This window comes from Denitromonas halophila, from assembly GCF_007625155.1.
Classification (GTDB): domain Bacteria; phylum Pseudomonadota; class Gammaproteobacteria; order Burkholderiales; family Rhodocyclaceae; genus Nitrogeniibacter; species Nitrogeniibacter halophilus.
The window spans coordinates 432,211-451,409 of sequence record NZ_VMNK01000003.1; the positions used below are offsets into that span (position 1 = coordinate 432,211).

The window sequence follows — 19,199 nt, forward strand, 5'->3', positions numbered from 1 at the left end:
AATTCTATCATCGGCGCCGGCGAGCGAAGTCAGCCCTCGGCCGGCCGGTGCCAGGGCGGCTGAGCAAAAGCCTCGGCGAGAAAGTCGACCAGCACCCGTACTTTCACCGACAGATGGCGGCGCGAGGGGTAGACCACATACACGCCGATCTCGGGGAGGCGGAAATCCGGCAACACCTCCACCAGCCGCCCCTCGGCCAGGTCATCACCAATCAGAAAATCGGGCTGCAACACGAGGCCCTGATGCGCCAGCGCGACCGCGCGGCAGGTGTCGCCGTTGTTGGTACGCATGCGCGGCGAGGTTTGCACCTCCTGCGGACCGTCAGGCGTGTCGAAGCGCCAGGTGTCGCCGGCCGGGGAATAGCTGTAGGCGATGACGGCGTGCGCGGCCAGATCGGCCACCCGCTCGGGTGTGCCGTGCGTCGCCAGATACGCCGGCGTGGCGGTGACCATCACCCGGGTCGAGGCCAGGCGCCGATGCACCAGCGTGGAGTCCTGCATGCGGCTGATGCGGATCACCGCGTCGTAGCCCTCTTCGACCACGTCGATCAGCCGGTCGGCCAGATCCACCTCCAGCGACACATCCGGGTAGCGCGCCATGAACGGCCCCCACAACGGCGCCAGATGCAGCACGCCGAAGGACAGCGGCGCGTTGATGCGCAAGCTGCCCACCGGGTGGCCGGTGACCTCGCCGACCGCGCTCTCGGCCTCTTCGAGCTCGTCGAGAATCTGTTTGCAGCGGCCGTAGTAGGCGCGCCCCGCCTCGGTAATCGACAGGCGACGCGTGGTGCGCTGGAGCAGGCGTGCGCCGAGCCGGGTCTCCAGATCGATCACACTGCGCGACACCGCTGCCTTCGACAGACGCAACTGATCGGCCGCGGCGACAAAACTGCCGGCTTCGATCACGGCAACAAAACACTGCATTTCGCGGAATCTATCCATGCGCAGATTGTCTCTCATTCATTGACAATCAATCAATGCTGCCGGTGTTTATCAAAGTCAAGGCAAACAATAAGATGCACCCAAGCTTCGCATTTACGCGTGGCGTGCCATCAAGGAATCAAGGATGTCTCTGCCCAGCCTCTTTATCTCGCACGGTTCGCCGATGTTCGCTGTCGAACCCGGCCGCCTCGGCCCATCGCTGACCGCGCTGGGCCAGGCGCTGACGCGGCCGCGGGCGGTGGTCATCGTGTCACCGCACTGGATGCGCCCCTCGCTCGAAGTGTCGGCCGGCATCACAGGGGAAACCATTCACGACTTTGGCGGCTTTCCGCGCGCACTGTATGCGCTGGACTACCCGGCGCCGGCCGCGACCGATGTGGCCGAGACGGTCGTCGCTGCGCTCACTCGCCACGGGCTGAAAGCACGGCGCAACGACACACACGGACGCGATCACGGCGCCTGGGTACCGATGCTGCACCTGTATCCGGACGCGGACATCCCGCTGATTCAGGTCTCGCAGCCCAGCGCGCCCTCGCCACTGGCGCTGCTCGAACTGGGCCAGGCATTGGCGCCCTTGCGCGAATCCGGGGTGCTGCTGATCGGCTCGGGCAGCCTGACCCACAACCTGCGCGACTACTTTCATGACACAGGCACGGAACCTTATGCCGCCGAGTTTGCCAACTGGGTGTGGGCGCGGTTACAGGCGGGCGACCTCGACGCCTTGCTCAACTACCGCAGCCAGGCGCCGAACGCACTGCGCGCACACCCCACCGACGAGCATTTTCTGCCCCTGTTTTTTGCCATCGGCGCTGCCGGCTGCGATTGGTCGCACACCCGCCGGATCGACGGTGGCGTGCTGACCGGAGAATTAAGCATGGACAGTTTCGTGTTTGCCGATCCCACCTTCTCCCTTGCACACGCGGCCTGAGCGCCGACACACGATCATGGAACCACGCTACACCCCCACCGCCATCACCCTGCACTGGCTCATCGCGCTAGGCATCACCGGCGCCTTCGGCCTCGGCGTGTACATGCACGAGCTACCGCTATCACCGACCAAGCTCCAGCTCTATTCCTGGCACAAATGGGCCGGCGTCACGCTGTTCCTGCTGATCCTGTTTCGACTCGGCTGGCGACTCACTCACCCGGTACCGACCCTGCCCGGCACCATGTCGCCGGCGCTGCGTCTGGCCGCTGGTGCCGCCCACTGGGTGCTATATGCCCTGATGCTCGCCATCCCGCTGTCGGGCTGGCTGATGAGCTCGGCCAAGGGCTTCCAGACCGTGTGGTTTGGCCTCGTGCCACTGCCCGACCTGCTGGCCAAGGACGCCGCGCTGGGCGACACGCTCAAGGACGTGCACGAAGCGCTCAACTTCACCCTGCTCGGTCTGGTCGTGCTCCACACCGCCGCCGCGCTCAAGCACCACTTTATTGATCGGGACTCCGTGCTCACCCGCATGCTGCCCCGCTTCCGGAAATCCTGATTCGGCACAACCGAAGGAGACTTTGATGACCCACACCGCTTTGACCCGCTCAACCCTCGCCGCCGCACTGGCACTCGGCCTGGCCGGCCCCGCGCAGGCCATCGAGTACGGCACGCTCGACACCACGGCAAGCAAAGTCGGCTTTCGCTACACCCAGATGGGCGTGACGCTCGACGGCCAGTTCAAGCAGTTCTCGGCACAACTGCGCTTCGACCCGGCTCGCCCCGAGGCCGCCTCGACGACCTTCGAAGTCCCGCTGGCCGGCATCGACACCGGCTCGCCGGAGGGCGACGACGAGGTCAAGGCCAAAACCTGGTTCGACACCGCCAATCACCCGGTGGCACGCTTTGTCTCCTCAGCCGTCAAGCCGCTGGGCGGCAACCGCTTCGAAGTCACCGGCGAGCTCAGCATCAAGGGCAAGACCCGCCCGGTGAGCTTTCCGGTCACCTACACCCCGGGCGCACCGACCGCCACGTTCGAGGGCGCGCTGCCGCTGCGCCGGGGCGATTTCGCCATCGGCGAGGGCGACTGGGCCAGCTTTGACATCGTCGCCAACAACGTCGTCGTGGTCTTCCATCTCATCGCCAAGCCACTGGCGCAATAGATTTCCCCCAACCCCAAACCCCACTCACGGAGCTCCATCATGAAAAATACCCTGCTCACCGCCGCCCTCGCCACGCTCATCGCCGCACCGGCCTTTGCCGAGCCGGTGGTCTACACCGTCGAAGGCACGCACACCTACCCGCGCTTCTCGTACAGCCACTTCGGCCTGTCGAAGCAGATCTCGCGCTTCAACAAGACCACCGGCACGGTCACGCTGGACGCCGCCGCCCGCCGCGCCTCGGTCGACATGACCATCGACACCACCTCGGTCGACACCGGCTACGACACCTTTGACGGCCACATCCAGGGTGCAGACTTCCTCGACACGGCCAATCACCCGACCGCCACCTTCAAGTCCACCAAAGTGAATTTCGACGGTGACACGCCGACCACCATCGAAGGCAATCTGACCCTCAAGGGCGTGACCCGCCCGGTGACCCTGACCGTGACCTCGTTCAAGACCATGGCCCACCCCATGCTCAAGAAACCAGCCATCGGCGCCAACGCCACCACGGTGATCAAGCGCAGCGAGTTCAACGCCGGCAAGTACGCCCCCAATGTCAGCGACGAAGTCACGCTGGACATCGCAATCGAAGCGGTGCAGATGTAATCTCAGAAACATCCCGGCAACAAAAAAGCGGCCCCGAAAGGCCGCTTTTTTTGTGCCTTTACCGAATCAGCCGGCGGTCTTCTTCGCCAATTCAGCTTCCAGCATCGCCACGCGCGCCTCCAGTGCCGCCAGCTGCACGCAGGTCCGCTCCAGCAAGGCGCACTGCACATCAAATTCCTCGCGGGTCACCAGATCGAGCCGGGCGAAGGCGCTGGCCGCCAATGCACGCACGTTCTTCTCAATATCCTTGACCGGCGAGTTGGCCGCGGCTTCGGCGAATTTTCCGGCGAGTTGATCAAGCAGCTGGGGTGGGTTCATTGCGGAGTCCTGGAGTCAAAGGCGAAAACGCGGATATTGTCGCGCGAATCCGCCTGCGATGCACTCCTCCTCGCAGGCCACGTACATCAAAAAAAGCACCACGCCGGTGCGCACCAAAACAGTGCGCCTTTCTGGTGCATTGGATTTTCTCGGTGCGCTACGACGCAACATTCCGACTGGCACCATCGCAAACCCTTGTTTTTCCGTATGAAAAAAACTGGCACAGTTCCTGCCATAGGGTCATCACCCAACTGACCTGGAGCTTGTCATCATGCTTAAACGTTCCCTCTGTGCTGCTATTGCGCTTGCCGGCCTGACTGGCACTGTCCTCGCCGAAGACAGCCCGATCTCCGCCAACGTCGGCTTCGTTTCCGACTATCAGTACCGCGGCTATTCACAGACCAAGGAAAACATGGCCGTGCAGGGCGGATTTGACTACGCCCACGCCAGCGGTTTCTACGCCGGCGTGTGGGGCTCCAACGTCAGCTGGCTTGACGAGGGCAGCCTGGAAGTCGACGTCTATGGCGGCTTCAAGAACACCCTCGGCGACTTCGGCTACGACGTCGGCCTGCTGCAGTACGTCTATCCGGGCGGCAAGATCGGTGGCGAAAGCGCCGACACAACCGAAGCCTACGTCGGGGTGAGCTGGAAGTTCCTGACCTTCAAGTATTCCTACGCCTTCACCGACCTGTTCGGCGCGACCAACTCCGACGGCAGCCAGTACTTCGACCTGTCAGCCAGCCATGAGGTCGGCGGCGGCTTCACCCTCGGCGCACACCTTGGTCGCCAGAAGATTGAAAACGGCACCAGCTACAACGACTGGAAAGTCGGCGTCAGCAAAGACTACGCCGGCTTCAGCTTCGGCCTCAACTATGTCGACACCGATGTGGACAACGACGACAACGCCGACGCGCGCGTGATTCTCTCCGTCTCCAAGTCCTTCTAAACCCGTCGCCGGGCGGGGCCGTTGTCCGGCCCGGCGGACTCACCACAGGGAACTGTCATGAAATATCTTGTTGCCATCATCAAGCCCTTCAAGCTGGACGAAGTGCGCGAAGCGCTCTCCGCCATCGGCGTGCAAGGCATCACCGTGACCGAGGTCAAAGGCTTCGGTCGTCAGAAAGGCCACACCGAGCTGTATCGCGGTGCCGAGTATGTGGTCGATTTTCTGCCCAAAGTGAAGATCGAAGCAGCCATCTCCGCGACCTTGCTGGACCAGGCCATTGAAGCCATCGAAAAGGCCGGCAACACCGGCAAGATCGGCGACGGCAAGATCTTTGTGTTCGATCTGGCTCAGGCCATCCGCATCCGCACCGGTGAAACCGGTAACGACGCCCTGTAAGGAGACCTCATACATGAAAGCCATCCTATCTCTCATGCTGGCGGCGCTGGTCGGTCTGGCGGCCCCCGCCCACGCTCAGGACGCCGCCGTGATCGTCGACAAGGGCGACGTCGCCTGGTTGATGACCGCCACCTTGCTGGTCGTCTTCATGGCCGTGCCCGGCCTGGCGCTGTTCTACGGCGGCATGGTCCGCGCCAAGAACATGCTGTCGGTGCTGATGCAGGTCATGGTCGTGTTCAGCCTCGGCGTCGTGCTGTGGGCACTCTACGGCTACAGCGTGGCCTTTACCGAAGCCAGCCCCTTTGTCGGCGGCTTCAGCAAAGTCTTCCTGTCGGGCGTGACGATCGACACCCTGGCCGATACCTTCACCGACAACGTGAAGCTGCCGGAACTGGTCTTCGTCGCCTTCCAGGCCACCTTCGCCGGTATCACCTGCGCGCTGGTCGTCGGCTCCTTTGCCGAGCGGATCAAGTTCTCCGCGGTGCTGTTGTTCACGGTGATCTGGTTCTCGTTCAGCTACCTGCCGATCTGCCACATGGTGTGGGGCCCGGGCGGCTACCTGCTCGGTGACGGCGCACTCGACTTCGCCGGCGGCACCGTGGTGCACATCAACGCCGGTGTGGCTGGCCTGGTGGGCGCCTATCTGGTGGGCAAGCGGATCGGCTACGGTCGTGAAGCCATGGCACCGCACTCGCTGACCATGACCATGATCGGTGCCTCGATGCTGTGGGTGGGCTGGTTCGGTTTCAACGCCGGCTCCAACCTGGAAGCCACCTCCGGCGCGGCACTGGCCTTCATCAACACCCTGGCCGCCACGGCCGCTGCGACCCTCTCCTGGATCGCCGGCGAGGCCATCTTCAAGGGCAAGCCCTCGATGCTCGGTGCCGCCTCCGGTGCTGTCGCCGGCCTGGTGGCCATCACCCCGGCTTGCGGTTCGGTCGGCCCGATGGGCGCCATCGTGATCGGTCTGCTCTCCGGCGTGATCTGCCTGTGGGGCGTCAATGGCCTCAAGCGCATGCTCGGTGCGGACGACTCGCTCGACGTGTTCGGTGTGCACGGTGTCGGCGGCATCCTGGGTGCCATCCTCACCGGTGTCTTCACTGCCCCGTCGCTCGGCGGCACGGGTGGCGAGGACTTCTCGATCGCCAGTCAGACCTGGATCCAGACCTATAGCGTGCTGGTCACCATCGGCTGGTCGGGCGTGGTGTCGCTGGTCGCCTTCAAGCTGGTCGATATGCTGGTCGGCCTGCGTGTGGCCGAAGACGAAGAGCGCGAAGGTCTCGACATCGCGGCTCACGGCGAATCGGCTTACAAGTTCTGATCGCCTGAAACCCCCGGCACCGCCTCAGGCGCCGGACAAGAAAAACCGGCACGCCCAATGGGTCGTGCCGGTTTTTTTGTGATCGACGCGCGTTCAGCGGAACACGACGGTCTTGGTCCCATGCACCAGCACCCGGTCTTCCAGGTGGTAGCGCAGGCCGCGCGCCAGCACGGTCTTTTCGATATCGCGGCCGTAGCGCACCATGTCTTCGACGGCATCGGTGTGGTCGATGCGGATCACGTCCTGCTCGATGATCGGGCCCTGGTCGAGATCGGCTGTCACGTAATGGCAGGTGGCGCCGATCAGCTTGACCCCTTTTTCGTAGGCCTGGTGATACGGCTTAGCCCCCACAAAGCTGGGCAAAAAGCTGTGGTGGATATTGATGATTCGCCCGGGGTAGGCGGCGCACAGCTCGGGCGACAGAATCTGCATGTAACGAGCCAGCACCATGGTGTCGCCATGAACTTCTTCAAACAGGCGCTGCACTTCGGCGTAGGCCGCGGCCTTGTTATCGGCAGTGACCGGCACATGGTGGAAACTGATGCCATGCCACTCGACGAAGCCACGCAGATCGTTGTGGTTGGAGATGACGCAGGGGATTTCGACGTCCAGCTCCTTGCTCTTCCAACGGGCAAGCAGGTCGTAGAGGCAGTGCTCTTGCTTGGACACCAGCAACACCAGCCGCTTCTTGACCGCCGAATCGGTAATCTTCCAGCTCAGTTCCAGTTCGGACGCCAGCGGCGCAAAACGCTCGCGAAACTCGCTAAGCATGAAAGGCAACGAATCGGCGCGGATCTCGATACGCATGAAGTAGCGCCCCACCGACTCCCCGGCGCGTGGCGGCTCGGCGTGCAACGCCGTTTCGAGAATCCAGCCCTGATGCTCGGCAATGAAGCTCGACACGCGCGCGACGATGCCGACACGGTCAGGACAGGAGGCGGAGAGGGTGTAAAAACGTTGTCGATGCATGAATCTGGTCAGATGCCGATACGTGCGCTGGCCGACAGAATTTCGCTCATCAGCGCATCGTAGTCGCGAACCACCGGATATTGCGGGAACTCGCGGATCACGTTGTCCGGCGGGCAGAACAGAATGCCGGCATTGGCCTCGCCGAGCATGGTGGTGTCGTTGTAGGAGTCCCCCGCGGCGATGGTCTTGAAGTTCAGTTCCTTGAAGCGACGCACCGCCTCCTGCTTCTGGTTGGGCATGCGCAGGTGGTAGTTCACCAGGAAGCCATTGGCGTCGGCTTCGAGCCGGTGGCAGAACAAGGTCGGCCGGCCAAGCTGATCCATCATCGGCTTGGCAAAATCATAGAAGGTGTCGGACAGGATCACGACCTGAAACGTGTCGCGCAGCGCATCCAGGAAGTCCTTGGCGCCGGGCATCGGCCCCATGTCGGCAATGACCGCCTGGATGTCTGGCAGACCGAGCTTGTGCTCACGCAGGATGTCGAGCCGGTAACGCATCAACACGTCGTAATCGGGCTCGTCGCGGGTGGTGCGACGCAGCGCATCGATACCGGTACGGGCGGCGAACTCGACCCAGATTTCGGGAATCAGCACACCTTCGAGGTCAAGACAGACGATCTGCACGGCAAAACCCTTGTCAGTAGTGGACAACCGGCGCATTTTAGCAGGCCAATCCCACGCCAAGTGTGGTGTTTTTGCCGGTAATCAAAGCGCAGCTGGCATACGGTGTCGTACGGTGGCTTGATCCCGTGAGGGGGAGCGGCCACAATGCAGGCAGATCAAAACAAAACACTTAGAGGAGAACCGCCATGTCACAGCAAGTGCTCGTCTCGTTCGGCCCGTCACAAGAGTACGAAATCGTCGTTCACCCAGCCGATCTCGAGGGTATGGACAAAAGCACGGCCCGCGCCTGGTTTGCGCAGGAATTCGAAGATCTGGAGTGCACCCCGAGCAACCCGATGGGCAAAGTGCTGGTGCTGGACATGATCCTCAACGTCGCCAAATACGGCGGCGAGGCGCGCTTCAAGGAAGGCGGCGAGTGGGCGAGGAAGTTCGGCGCGGCCACGGCTGTCGCGCTGGGTCGCCCGGTGATGAAGGTTGACGTCAAGCTGTTCTCGGTCGGCTGATCTTTCGCTGCACCGGAACATCGAAAGGCCCGCCACACGCGGGCCTTTCTCTTTGTGGCCGCCCTGCGCGCCGCTCAGTGTTCCCGGCCGAGCCGGAACAGGCCGACGCTGGCCAGGAAGTTGGGCTCTTCGCGCACGCGCACGCCCTCGTCGAAGCCGATCGCGTCGCGGATCACGATGCCATTCATTTCGCACAAGTGTTCGAAATCGGCGATGGTGAAGAAGCGCACGTTGGGCGTGTTGTACCACTGGTGTGGCAGATTCTCGGACACTGGCATGTGGCCATTGAGAATCGCCTGCCGGTGACGCCAGTAGGCAAAGTTCGGGAAACTCACCACGGCCTCATGCCCGACCCGCAGCATCTCGGTGAGGATGCCGATGGTGTTGTGAATGGCCTGCAGCGAGAAGCTCATCACCACGTGGTCGAAGAAGCCGTCTTCAAAACCGGCCAGGCCGCGCTCAAGGTCGATCTGCAACACGTTGATGCCGTTGCGGATGCTGGCTTTGACGTTCTCCGGATCGGCCTCGACGCCATAGCCGAGGACACCGCGGGTGTCGGCCAGATGGCGCAGCAAACTGCCATCGCCACAACCGAGATCGAGCACGGTTTCGCCCTCGCCGATCCACTCGGCAATGGCCTGAAAATCGTAACGGAGCTTAGACATGGGCGGTCACCTTGATGCGGTCGAAATAGGCCGACAACACGCCGTGGTAGATCGCGTCGTTGAGCAGAAAGGAGTCATGGCCGGCGGCTGAGTCGATCTCGGCATAGCTCACACTGCGCCGGTTGTGCAGCAAGGCCTGGACGATTTCGTGGCTGCGCTCTGGCGGAAAGCGCCAGTCGGTCGAGAAGGACACCACCAGAAAATCGGCCTGCGCGCGTGACAGCGCCGCGGGCAGATTGCCGCCGTATTCGAAAGCCGGGTCGAAATAGTCGAGCGCCTTGGTGGTCAGCAGATAGGTGTTGGCATCGAAGTAGCCCGCAAACTTCTTGCCCTGATAGCGCAGGTAGGACTCGATCTCGAATTCAGCCTCGTAGCTGAACACCTGCTTGCCGTGACGCAGGCTGCGACCGAATTTCTCGGCCATCGCGTCGTCCGACAGATAGGTGATGTGACCGACCATGCGCGCCAGGCGCAAGCCGCGCTCGGGCACCACGCCATGGGCGGTGTAATCGCCGTCGTGATAATCCGGATCGGTGAGGATGGCCTGACGGGCCACCTCGTTGAAGGCGATATTCTCGGCCGACAGCTTGGGCGCCGCGGCGATCACCGCCGCATTGGCGACACGGTTCGGATACTGCAGCGTCCACGACAAGGCCTGCATGCCGCCCAACGAGCCGCCGACCACAGCGGCGAACTGCTGGATGCCGAGCACATCGGCGAGGCGGGCCTGCGAGGCCACCCAGTCTTCCACGGTCACGAAAGGGAAGTTGGCGCCGTACGACGTCCCGGTCGCAGGGTCGATGGAGGTGGGGCCGGTGCTGCCGTAACAGCCACCGAGGTTGTTCACGCCAATAACGAAAAACTTGCGCGTATCGAGCGGCTTGCCGGGGCCGACAAGGTTGTCCCACCAGCCGACGTTGTCGGGCGCATCGGCGTAGTAGCCGGCTACATGGTGCGAACCGGACAGCGCGTGACACACCAGCACCGCATTGCTGCGATCGGCGTTCAGCTCGCCATAGGTTTCAAAGACCAGTTCGTATTCTTCGAGGCGCCCGCCGCTCTTGAGCAGGAGTGGCTCGGTAAAGCGCTGGGTGCGCGGTGTGACGACACCGACGGATTGAGGCTGCGTCATGGTGATCCTGAAAACAAAAAACCCGGTCGGCCGTGAGGCGCAAACCAGGTTGCCCTCGCTTTAGCCGAACTTATTGAGCGCCCGCAAGCTGATTGTCAAATCGGCGCTATGAGCCTGAAAGTTAGCGCCCGGTCGGAAAAAAGTCAAACCGTGGGCGCATTCAGCTGCGCAGGCGCTCGACCGCTTCATGCACGCGCTCTTGCTCGTCCATCTTGAGAATGCGCTGCACCTTGGGCGCCAGGTCGACCAGATCGGCGCGCAGGATTTCCTGTTTGACGCTGAGCATCTGGGTCGCCTGCATCGAAAACTGACGCAGCCCCATGCCGAGCAGCAAGCGGGTGTAGGCCACGTCACCGGCCATCTCGCCGCACACCGACACCGGCACGCCATAGCGCAAGCCGGTCTGAATGGTGCCACCGATCAGCTTGAGCACCGCCGGGTGAAGCGGATCGTACAGATGGGCCACGGCCTCGTCGGTGCGGTCGATCGCCAGCGCGTACTGGATCAGGTCATTGGTGCCGATCGACAGAAACTGCAGCCGGCGGATGAACATGCCCAGCGACAGCGCCGCGGCAGGCACTTCGATCATGCCGCCGACTTCCACCCGCGGGTCGAACTTCTGCTTGCGTTCGATCAGTTGCACCTTGGCCTGCGCGATCAGCGCCAGCGACTGGTCCATTTCGTGGGCGTGGGCCAGCATTGGCAGCAGAATCTTGAGCTTGCCGTAGTGCGAGGCGCGCAGCAGCGCGCGCAACTGGGTGAGGAAGACCTTGGGCTCGGACAGCGAATAGCGGATCGCCCGCATGCCCAGCGCCGGGTTGGCTTCGGTGGAACGCTTGCCGATGCTGTCGAGCGCCTTGTCGGCCCCGACATCCAGCGTACGGATGGTGACCGGCGCATCGCCCATCTTCTTGAGCACACGACGATAGGCTTCGAACTGCTCGTCTTCGTCAGGCAAGGCGTCGCGGCTGAGAAACAGGAATTCGGTGCGGAACAGCCCCACGCCGTCGGCACCCACCGCCTTGGCCGCCAGCGCGTCCTTGGGCAATTCGATGTTGGCCAGCAGCTTGACCTCTTCACCGTCGAGCGTGGTGGCGCGGGTATCCTTGAGCCGCTGCAGCTTGGACTGCACCAGCGCCAGCTCGGTCTGGCGCAGGGTGTACTCTTCGACGATACGATCGTCGGGGTCGATGATCACCACACCGCGGGTGCCATCGATGATGATCAGTTCGTTGTCGTGCACCAGGTGGCGCACATTGTGCAGCGCCACCACCGCCGGAATGCCCTGGCTCCGCGCAACAATCGCGGTATGACTGGTCGGGCCGCCCACGTCGGTGACGAAGCCGGCGATGGCGTGGTCACGGAAACCGATGGTGTCCGCCGGCGACAAGTCATGCGCCACCACGATGGTGGCCAGGTCGCTCTTGCGCTTCTTGGGCAGGCGGCCGGGATGGCCGAGCAACACCTTGACCAGACGCTCGACCAGCTGCACCACATCGGCCTTGCGCTCGCGCAAGTAGGCGTCTTCGATCTGGTCGAATTGCTCGACGAGCAACTCCATCTGCTGCACCAGCGCCCATTCGGCGTTGCAACGCCGGGCTTCGATCAGCTGGCGGGCCGCATCGATGAGCATGGGGTCATCGAGGAACATCAGGTGCAGATCGACCAGCGCCCCCACCTCGGCGTGACCCGGCTGCTGGTCGGCGGTGGTTTTCAACTCACCGAGATCGGCGCGCACCATGTCGACCGCGGCGGCCAGGCGGGCGACCTCGTCGGCCAGTCGGCGCGGCGCCACCTGATAGTGGCTGACCTCCAGCAAGGCGTGCGACACCAGATGGACATGGCCAATGGCGATGCCCTGAGACACCGCAAGACCGTGCAGGGTGAAAGGCATGATCCCCCTTTTCGGGCAGGCCCCCGTGGGCCGTCGTACCCGCTCAACTCATTCCGTCAAAACCCGGCGCGCCGGGCGCACTTCCCGCCCGGCTATTCGTCTTCGCCGAACCGGTCCTTGATCAAATCCAGCAGCGCCTGCATTGCCTCATCGGCTTGCTCGCCCTCGGTGTCGATGCAGATGGTCGCGCCCTGGGCGGCGGCCAGCATCATGACGCCCATGATGCTTTTAGCATTGACGCGACGACCATTGCGCTCCAGCGAGACCTCACAGGGGAAGCTGCTGGCGGTCTGGGTCAGCTTGGCCGAAGCCCGGGCATGCAGGCCCAGGCGGTTGATGATTTCCACGTCGGTACGGGGCATAAATCGTGTCTTCAGTCAGTTCGAATCGGATGGATATGGAGCACCCCGTCACACGCACCCGAGATCGCGCGCTTGACGGCCATCTCGAGGGAGTACTCCCGATAATTCAGTACCCGCAGCAACATCGGCAGATTGGCGCCGGCGATGGCTTCGACCTGTCCCGGCTTGACCAGCGATGTCGCCAGATTCGCCGGTGTGGCGCCATACAGGTCGGTCAGAATCACCACGCCATCGCCCTGATCGAGCTTGCCGAGCATCTCTTTGGCCATCGGCTGCAGATCGCGCGGATCGTCCTGCGCCATCACTCCGAGCTGCAGTAACTGCGGCGGGCGCCGGTTGAGTACATGACATACGCATTGAATCATGGCTTCGCCAAGATTTGCATGTGTGATGAGAAGAATACCGATCATCTGCGACCCACGCCCGAGGGTGAGCGGCCATTGTAGCCGAGCGCTGCACCGGCCGGGCGGCGCTCAGTCGACGACCTGATCGATCTCGATACCGCCAAAGGGCTTCATGCGGGCGCGCAGCGCACGCGTCACGGCGATACGGCCGTCACCATCCACACGCAGCGCCATCTCCACACCGTAGCGATGCGCCATCTCGCGCCAGGTGTCACCGGCCAGAAACACCGGCTTGCTGGCCACATCGGACAACACCCCGGCGCCGGCTTGCGGTGTGACCAGTACGGTGACCGCCTGCGTCCCCGAGGCCGGCTGGCCGGTGCGCGGATCAATCAGGTGGCTGAAGCGCCGGCCGTCGAGCTCAAAGTAGCGCTGATAGTCGCCCGAGGTGCCGATGGCCTCGCCATCGTAGAGCGCCAGCACGGCAATCGGCTGCGGCGCGCGCGGATGCTGGATGCCCACCTGCCAGGGATGGTCTCCCTTGCGCCCCAGCGCCATCACGTTGCCGCCGATGTTGATCAGTGCGTTCTCGATGCCCTCGGCGCGCAAAATGGTCGCCGCGCGGTCCAGTGCATAGCCCTTGGCATAGCCGCCCAGATCGAACTGCACATCGGGGTTGTCGCTCGACACCGCGTCGGCGTCAATGTGCACGTCGGCCATGCTGGGCGCGCTACCGACCAACGCCTGCAATGCCACCGGGTCCGGCCGGCGCGGGCTGAACTGGTCATCATGAAACCCCCACAAGGCCACCAGCTTGCCCAGCGCCGGGTTGAACAGCTGGTCGCCGGTGGCGGCCAGGGCTTTGGCATCGTTCAGCATCGTCGCCAGTTCGGCCGATACCTGCGCACGCTGACCGGCCGCCAGCATGCGGTTCAAGGCCGTCAACTCGGAGGGTTTCCAGGCATGGTAAGCCTTGTGCAGTCGGTCGAACTCGCGCAATACGGCCCCCATCGCCTGCTGCGCACGCTCGGCGTCATCGCCCCACACCAGCACTTCCACGCGGGTGCCGAAAACAAAGGCTTCTTGCTGATGTACGGTGCTGCGGCTGCAGCCGGCCAGGCTCAGCGCCAGACAAAGCAGGACAATCCTCAGGAACATGGTTGTGAAGTACGGCGTGAAAACGAGCCGCCGATTGTACCGGCATGGGCGCTCACCGGTTCGCCCCGGTCAAACGCTCGATGCGCTCGGCGGTCGCCGGGTGGGTGGACAGGTAGTCGCCCAGACCACCACCCGCGGCCTCCGTCGCCGCCTCGCCCTCGGCCTGATGCGCCCGTTCAAGCCGTTTGAGCATGGTTGCCAGCAGCGCCGGCGAGCGCTCATGGCGACTCAGCAGATCGGCCCCAAAGGCATCCGCCTCGAATTCGAAATCGCGCGAGTAGGCCGAGCTGAGCACGACCGTCGCCCCGGCCGTGGCAAGCGAGCTGAAATCGCCCGTCCACACCCCGACCACCGCCGCCAGCACCGAGGCCTGGATGAGATTGCGCAGGCCGTGGCGATGCGCCACATGCCCCAGCTCATGCGCCACCACCGCCGCCACATGCGCATCGGTGGGCGCCAGCGCCACCAGCGCATCGGTGACCACGATATCGCCGCCGGGCAAGGCGAAGGCATTGGCCCCGATGGCCGGCGCCTTGCGAAAATGCAGGCGCACCGGATCGGCGCTGCCTCGGCCCGCAATGAGCGGCGCGACCTCGATCTCGATGGCCGCAATGCGACTCGGCGCCAGCTCGGACGGCGCCAGCAGACGACTACTGTCGAGCGTTTGCAACAACTGGACATCGATCGCCTGCACCGCCGCCACCGGCAAGGCCTGCGCTACCGCGCGCGCCGCCAGCGGCAGCCCCCAGCGATAGCCGGCGAGGCCGACCGCCAGAATCAAACCGATCGCCAGCGCCACACGCAGGCCACTGCGCTGCCACACGGTGATGCCCGACTCGCGGTGACCCAGCACCTGGAGAAAGGCCGTCAGCGCGGCATCAGGCACCACTTCGCAATGCCGCCCGCCGGGCAGATCGACCCGCCGCGTCGCGGTGCCCAGGGGCTCGTGCCAGTGCAGCGATGCCGCGGCCAGTGACTCGCGCGGCGCACTGCCGTCGAGCACCCCCAGCTCCACCCGGCCCGCCGACGCCGTGAGTTGCACCGGCACCGGCCGGCTGGTCTGACCGTCGAACAGGCGGGCGGCAATCGACGCCATGTTCAGAAGCCCAGATCGACGTCGAGCAGGTCGGCCGCCTCTTCGCCGATGACACGCGCCTCCTCGGCCTGCACCGCCATGAACGCCGTCAGTGTGCCCGCCGGCAGCAGCGCCAGATGCTCGACCCGGTAGCGCCACAGGCGCACCACCGCGAACGGCCGATACAGGCCCAGGGTGAGGGCCGTCAGCAACCAGTTGGTGAGAACGATGAACACATAGCGCCCGGCCACCATGTCACTGAAAAAACCATGGTTCTGCAAATTGGCCCGATTGAAACTGAGGTTGGCCATGCACGCGCTGACATAGGGCGCAATCAGCGCAAAGCCGACATACAGCGCCAGCATGGCGAGCATCAGGTACAGGCCGAACACTTCACGCCCGCCGCCCTGCCCCATCGCACCGCTGGCGAACAGGTCGAGCGGGCCACCGAGCACAAAACCGAGTGCGACCAGCACCGCCACATAGACCAGCGCCAGCAAGGCGACACGACCAAAGACGCGATACACCGGACCGACCGGCAGATCGATGTCGAAGGCCGCCTGACCAAAGCGCAGGTGATTGAACAGGTAGCGCCGCTGATTGGCGAGCGCGAAGGGAAACAGGATGCCAGCGCTCAGCACGCCGGCGATCGGCCACAGCACCCAGGCCTTGGCGGCCTCCCAGGTGAGCCCGTCAAAGGCGAAACGCAGGCCGCGCCAGCTGGTGTTGTGGGCGCGAAAGCGCAGCGCGCGCGAGATCATCCACGGCAGCAGCACGGCAAACAGCACCATCACCACCAGGTTGAACAGGGGATTGAACTCGGCCGCGATGTTGAGCACCACGATCGCCGCCATCACCAGCAGCCGGCCCTTCAGGATCTTGACCGGGTCGGCGTGGTAGTCGAAGGCCGAGCCATCGAGCAGCGTGTTGCCCATGAAGTAACGTTCGCGCCGCACCTTGGCCCAAGGGGAATACAGGCCCAGCGTGACAATGCTCAGCAGCAGATTGACGATCCAGATCTTGAAGTAGGCGCCGCCGCTGCCGCTGAATTCAAAAGGCAGTTCGTCGGGATTGAGGGGCGGCACATCAAAGGCCGGCAGGGTCGCGGGTGCGTTCATGCTTTTTGCATCATGTCGATCGGGAGAGAGGCGACAGTAGCACGGCCCCCCGCGCGTCGACTGCCCAACCGGTCACACCGGCGACACACGCGAGGCTCAGCCCGCCGAGCGGGCTTCGGCCTCGATCGTTTCGATGACGAGGGTGGCCACGTCAAAGCCCTGCTGCTCGTGAATTTCGACCATGCAGGTAGGGCTGGTGACGTTCACCTCGGTGAGGTGCCCGCCGATCACATCGAGGCCGACGATCAGCAGCCCGCGCGCCCACAGCGTTGGCGCCAGCGCTTCGGCAATCTCGCGTTCGCGCTCGGTCAGCGGCATGGCCACGCCACGCCCGCCAGCGGCCAGGTTGCCACGGGTTTCGCCGGCCTTGGGAATACGCGCCAGGCTGTACGGCACGACTTCGCCGCCGATGATCAGCACGCGCTTGTCGCCCTCGCTGATCTGCGGCAGATAGCGCTGCGCCATGATGGTCTGACGGCCGAGGTCGGTCAGCGTCTCGACGATGGCGTTGCGGTTCGGGTCGTCGGCGCGCACGCGGAAGATGCCGGTGCCGCCCATGCCGTCCAGCGGCTTGAGAATGGTGTCGCCCATCGCGTCGATGAAGGCATTGAGATCACCCGCGTCGCGCGCCACCAGCGTAGGCGCGGTGAACGCGGCGAACTCGGTAATGGCGATTTTTTCTGAATGATCGCGTACCGCCCGCGGGTTGTTGTACACCCGCGCACCGGCCTGCACCGCGCGTTCGAGCAACCAGGTGGCGGTGAGGTATTCAAAATCAAAGGGCGGATCCTGACGCATCAACACGGCGTCGAACTCGGTCAGCGCCACGGTGGCTGCCTCGCCCGCCACATACCAGGCAGCATTGTCGGCGGTCGGCGTGAGCGACAGCGCGCGGGCCCGCACCTGGCCATCGAGCCAGTGCAGATCGGGGCGCTGGATGCTGAACACCTGATGCCCGCGTGCGGCAGCGGCGCGCATCATGGCGACGCTCGAATCCTTGTAGGCTTTGAGGTGCTCGATGGGGTCGAGGATGAAGGCCAGGCGCATCATGGATTTCCGTCTTCAGGAGGTTCTTCATACCGCGGCGGGCGGACGGTGTGATACACCCGTCGCGCCACATACACGCTCGCAGCCAACACGATCAGCCCGACCGGCAGCACCACGATGGCGCTGGCCACCGAGAGCATGTGCTGCTCGGTGGTAGCCGAGGTGATCGACAGCACGCCAATCAACAGCACGAGCCCGGTCACCGCGCCGCCAATCGCGGCAATCACGCCTGCGACCGGCGCCGGCACACGCCTCATGCGGCAGCTTCTTCCAGCACCGCTGGGGCGGTTTCTTCGATTTCCACCGCGGCCGCCAGCAGCGCCAGACGCGCCACCACGCCATAGGCGTAGAAGCGGTTGGGCGGCGCATCCGGCCCTTGCTGAACATCGGGCAGGGTGCAGCAGGTCTCGAAGGCCAGCGGCTTGAAGTGCGCGCCCGGTGCGTTAAGGTTTTCGTCGCGGCCACGCTCGGTATGCACCCGGTAGAAGCCGCCCACCACGTAGTGATCCATCATGTACACCACCGGCTCGGCGACGGCGTCGTCCACCGTCTCGAAGGTATGCACGCCTTCCTGGATGATCACCTCGTGCACCTGCAGGCCTTCCTTGATGACACTCATCTTGTTGCGCTGCTTGCGGTTGAGGCCTTTCACCTCGGCCGCATCCTTGACCATCATGATGCCCATGCCGTAGGTGCCGGCGTCGGCCTTGACGACCACAAAGGGCTCGTCCTTGACGCCGTATTCCTTGTATTTGCTGCGAATGCGGGTGAGCAGGGTGTCGACCTGGCTGGCCAGGCACTCCTCGCCGGTGCGCTCCTTGAAATCGATCTGGCCGCACACGCCGAACTCGGGGTTGATGCGCCACGGATCGATGCCGATATGAGTAGCAAAGTCCTTGGCCACACGATCGTAAGCATGCGCATGGTTGGATTTGCGCCGGCTGTGCCAGCCGGCATGCAGCGGCGGAATCAGCCACTGGCCATCCAGCCCCTGCAAGGGCGCCGGAATCCCGGCTGACAAGTCGTTGTTGAGCAGCACCGCGCAGGGGTCGAAGTTCTTCACCCCCAGTCGGGCGCCTCGCCGTTCAAGCGGCTCCAGCGTGAGCGTGGCGCCATTGGCCAGTTCGAGCGTGGTCGGTTCGGTGACTTCGGCCAGCAGCGAACCGATCCGTACATTCAGACCGGTGAGTTTGAGAATCGACACCAGCTTGGCCACGTTCTGCAAATAGAACTGGTTGCGGGTGTGGTTCTCGGGAATCAGCAACACATTGCGCGCATCGGGGCAGATACGCTCGATGGCCGACTGCGCGGCCTGCACGCACAGCGGCAGAAACACGTCGTTGAGGTTGTTGAAACCACCCGGAAACAAGTTCAGATCCACCGGTGCGAGCTTGAAGCCCGAGTTGCGCAGGTCGGTCGAGCCGTAGAACAGCGGCGTCGTCTCCAGCCACTGGCTACGGAACCATTGTTCGATCTCGGTCTGGTTATCGAGGAACTGGCGCTCCAGTTCCAGCAAGGGGCCGGTCAGGGCGGTGGTCAGATGGGGGACCATGCAAACGTGCTCCAGACGCCTGATCGTGTCAGGCGAGGTCAGTCGGGTTATCGGCGCATCTTACTACGAAGGCGAAAAGTGGCCGACGCGCGCGCGACGCCGACGTGCATCAGACTGTCGGCCCGGCCAAGAACTTAC

Annotated in this window: 23 protein-coding genes; 8 read left to right on the forward strand and 15 right to left on the reverse strand. The window is 63.8% G+C overall.

The window, feature by feature from the left end:
- Positions 1-29: 29 nt before the first annotated feature.
- Positions 30-941 (reverse strand): LysR family transcriptional regulator, encoded by a 912-nt coding sequence (locus FHP91_RS04155; RefSeq protein ID WP_144308381.1) that lies wholly within the window; start codon positions 939-941, stop codon positions 30-32.
- A gap of 124 nt (positions 942-1,065) precedes the next feature.
- On the opposite strand from FHP91_RS04155, the gene FHP91_RS04160 reads away from it, so the two are divergent.
- Genes FHP91_RS04160 through FHP91_RS04175 form a run of 4 tightly spaced genes read left to right on the forward strand, consistent with a single transcriptional unit; the run spans position 1,066 to position 3,638 of the window.
- The gene (locus FHP91_RS04160; protein ID WP_144308382.1) at positions 1,066-1,869 is read left to right on the forward strand and encodes a DODA-type extradiol aromatic ring-opening family dioxygenase; all 804 of its coding nucleotides are present in this window, start codon (positions 1,066-1,068) and stop codon (positions 1,867-1,869) included.
- A gap of 16 nt (positions 1,870-1,885) precedes the next feature.
- The gene (locus FHP91_RS04165) at positions 1,886-2,425 is read left to right on the forward strand and encodes a cytochrome b (RefSeq protein ID WP_144308383.1); all 540 of its coding nucleotides are present in this window, start codon (positions 1,886-1,888) and stop codon (positions 2,423-2,425) included.
- A gap of 25 nt (positions 2,426-2,450) precedes the next feature.
- A complete protein-coding gene (locus FHP91_RS04170; RefSeq protein ID WP_144308384.1) occupies positions 2,451-3,029 on the forward strand; it encodes a YceI family protein in 579 nt (192 codons plus the stop codon).
- Positions 3,030-3,068: 39 nt separating this feature from the next.
- A complete protein-coding gene (locus tag FHP91_RS04175; RefSeq protein ID WP_144308385.1) occupies positions 3,069-3,638 on the forward strand; it encodes a YceI family protein in 570 nt (189 codons plus the stop codon).
- 66 nt (positions 3,639-3,704) lie between these two features.
- Here the strand turns inward: FHP91_RS04175 and FHP91_RS04180 are convergent, their stop codons facing one another.
- Positions 3,705-3,956 carry an accessory factor UbiK family protein gene (locus FHP91_RS04180; RefSeq protein ID WP_144308386.1) on the reverse strand — a complete coding sequence of 84 codons (252 nt, stop codon included), beginning with the start codon at positions 3,954-3,956 and terminating at the stop codon, positions 3,705-3,707.
- 271 nt (positions 3,957-4,227) lie between these two features.
- Between FHP91_RS04180 and FHP91_RS04185 the strand changes: the two genes are divergently transcribed.
- From FHP91_RS04185 to FHP91_RS04195, 3 genes are read left to right on the forward strand one after another with little or no spacing between them, the layout of a single operon-like run.
- Complete coding sequence (locus FHP91_RS04185) at positions 4,228-4,902, forward strand: TorF family putative porin (protein ID WP_144308387.1); 675 nt, start codon at positions 4,228-4,230, stop codon at positions 4,900-4,902.
- Positions 4,903-4,959: 57 nt separating this feature from the next.
- A complete protein-coding gene (locus tag FHP91_RS04190) occupies positions 4,960-5,298 on the forward strand; it encodes a P-II family nitrogen regulator (protein ID WP_144174559.1) in 339 nt (112 codons plus the stop codon).
- Between the two features lie 13 nt (positions 5,299-5,311).
- The gene (locus FHP91_RS04195) at positions 5,312-6,619 is read left to right on the forward strand and encodes an ammonium transporter (protein WP_144308388.1); all 1,308 of its coding nucleotides are present in this window, start codon (positions 5,312-5,314) and stop codon (positions 6,617-6,619) included.
- A gap of 93 nt (positions 6,620-6,712) precedes the next feature.
- Here FHP91_RS04195 and purU read toward each other — a convergent pair whose 3' ends face one another.
- Complete coding sequence (gene purU / locus FHP91_RS04200) at positions 6,713-7,588, reverse strand: formyltetrahydrofolate deformylase (protein WP_144308389.1); 876 nt, start codon at positions 7,586-7,588, stop codon at positions 6,713-6,715.
- 8 nt (positions 7,589-7,596) lie between these two features.
- Positions 7,597-8,211 (reverse strand): bifunctional phosphoserine phosphatase/homoserine phosphotransferase ThrH, encoded by a 615-nt coding sequence (gene thrH / locus FHP91_RS04205; RefSeq protein ID WP_144174764.1) that lies wholly within the window; start codon positions 8,209-8,211, stop codon positions 7,597-7,599.
- 185 nt (positions 8,212-8,396) lie between these two features.
- Between thrH and FHP91_RS04210 the strand changes: the two genes are divergently transcribed.
- Positions 8,397-8,714, forward strand: coding sequence for a hypothetical protein (locus tag FHP91_RS04210; protein ID WP_144308390.1), 318 nt, complete (start codon positions 8,397-8,399; stop codon positions 8,712-8,714).
- A 74-nt stretch (positions 8,715-8,788) separates the two neighbouring features.
- Here the strand turns inward: FHP91_RS04210 and metW are convergent, their stop codons facing one another.
- The 11 genes from metW to gshA all read right to left on the reverse strand — a co-directional run bounded on the left by metW (position 8,789) and on the right by gshA (position 19,061).
- Positions 8,789-9,379, reverse strand: coding sequence for a methionine biosynthesis protein MetW (metW, locus tag FHP91_RS04215; protein ID WP_144308391.1), 591 nt, complete (start codon positions 9,377-9,379; stop codon positions 8,789-8,791).
- Positions 9,372-10,511, reverse strand: coding sequence for a homoserine O-succinyltransferase MetX (metX, locus tag FHP91_RS04220; RefSeq protein ID WP_144308392.1), 1,140 nt, complete (start codon positions 10,509-10,511; stop codon positions 9,372-9,374). Before metX ends, metW begins: the two co-directional genes overlap by 8 nt.
- Positions 10,512-10,671: 160 nt before the next feature.
- The gene (gene ptsP / locus FHP91_RS04225; protein WP_144308393.1) at positions 10,672-12,405 is read right to left on the reverse strand and encodes a phosphoenolpyruvate--protein phosphotransferase; all 1,734 of its coding nucleotides are present in this window, start codon (positions 12,403-12,405) and stop codon (positions 10,672-10,674) included.
- 92 nt (positions 12,406-12,497) lie between these two features.
- Positions 12,498-12,767 (reverse strand): HPr family phosphocarrier protein, encoded by a 270-nt coding sequence (locus tag FHP91_RS04230; protein WP_144174580.1) that lies wholly within the window; start codon positions 12,765-12,767, stop codon positions 12,498-12,500.
- Between the two features lie 11 nt (positions 12,768-12,778).
- On the reverse strand, positions 12,779-13,177 hold the full coding sequence (locus tag FHP91_RS04235) for a PTS sugar transporter subunit IIA (protein ID WP_144308394.1): 399 nt from the start codon (positions 13,175-13,177) through the stop codon (positions 12,779-12,781).
- Between the two features lie 63 nt (positions 13,178-13,240).
- Positions 13,241-14,269, reverse strand: a complete 1,029-nt coding sequence (locus FHP91_RS04240; protein WP_186301437.1) for an FAD:protein FMN transferase — start codon at positions 14,267-14,269, stop codon at positions 13,241-13,243.
- Positions 14,270-14,321: 52 nt separating this feature from the next.
- A complete protein-coding gene (locus FHP91_RS04245; RefSeq protein WP_144308395.1) occupies positions 14,322-15,365 on the reverse strand; it encodes a M48 family metallopeptidase in 1,044 nt (347 codons plus the stop codon).
- Between the two features lie 2 nt (positions 15,366-15,367).
- Positions 15,368-16,462, reverse strand: coding sequence for a YjgN family protein (locus tag FHP91_RS04250; RefSeq protein ID WP_144308396.1), 1,095 nt, complete (start codon positions 16,460-16,462; stop codon positions 15,368-15,370).
- A gap of 96 nt (positions 16,463-16,558) precedes the next feature.
- Positions 16,559-17,509 (reverse strand): glutathione synthase, encoded by a 951-nt coding sequence (gene gshB, locus FHP91_RS04255; RefSeq protein ID WP_144308637.1) that lies wholly within the window; start codon positions 17,507-17,509, stop codon positions 16,559-16,561.
- On the reverse strand, positions 17,509-17,766 hold the full coding sequence (locus FHP91_RS04260) for a hypothetical protein (RefSeq protein WP_144308397.1): 258 nt from the start codon (positions 17,764-17,766) through the stop codon (positions 17,509-17,511). The genes gshB and FHP91_RS04260 overlap by 1 nt, the downstream gene beginning before the upstream one ends.
- Entirely contained in the window at positions 17,763-19,061 is a 1,299-nt protein-coding gene (gene gshA / locus FHP91_RS04265) for a glutamate--cysteine ligase (protein ID WP_144308398.1), read from the reverse strand. Before gshA ends, FHP91_RS04260 begins: the two co-directional genes overlap by 4 nt.
- Between the last annotated feature and the right edge of the window lie 138 nt (positions 19,062-19,199).